1 protein-coding gene is annotated in these 691 nt (G+C 56.3%); it reads right to left on the reverse strand.

The window, feature by feature from the left end; translation table 11 throughout:
* The coding region (locus K0H48_RS28655) for an immunoglobulin-like domain-containing protein (protein WP_368862212.1) at nucleotides 1-691 on the reverse strand (691 nt) is incomplete at both ends.

A 691-nucleotide genomic window follows, 5' to 3' on the forward strand; every position in this document is an offset into this window, starting at 1 on the left:
ATCTGGAGCTACAACGGTGACGTTGCCGCTGGACTGGTTCACTCCGATGGTGATGGTCTGGCCGTTATCGAGGGTCACGGTCAGCGGGTTGGTGATGTTAGTCACCGCATTACCCGATTTGTCGACCAGCGACGCGGTGTAAACGATGTTGCCGCCTTCGCCGACTGTGGTGGTCGCGGTCAGAACCACATCCACTTTGTCGATGGTGTCGTTGATCGTGGTGGTCGCGCCGTTGCCTGCAACTTCCAGCTTCTCGAAGTTGCCGCCAGTGGTGTCAGTGATCTTGACCGTCTGAGTGCTCTTGTCGATGAACACGTCATCGCCAGGTGCCGCAACAGTCACGGAGCCGACGGTTTCACCAGCTTTAATGGTGATAGATGAACCGTTATCCAACTTCAGCGTGACGTCAGTACCGGCCTTGTTGCTCAAGGTGGCGGTGTAGGTGATCTGGCCACCCTCATTGACTGCGCTTGGCGCGGTCAGCGTGACGGTAGTGGTGTTATCGGTACCCGGAGTATCGGTGACGGTAGTGCTAACCGGCGTAGTACCTGGAACCAAGTTTTCGAAGTGCTCGCCGCCGGTCACGTTAGTGATAGCGGTAGTAACGGTTTGATCACCTTTGTACACATCATCCGGAGCTACAACGGTGACGTTGCCGCTGGACTGGTTCACTCCGATGGTAATGGTCTGG

Origin of the sequence: Pseudomonas sp. Xaverov 259, assembly GCF_019352915.1 — a bacterium.
GTDB lineage: Bacteria > Pseudomonadota > Gammaproteobacteria > Pseudomonadales > Pseudomonadaceae > Aquipseudomonas.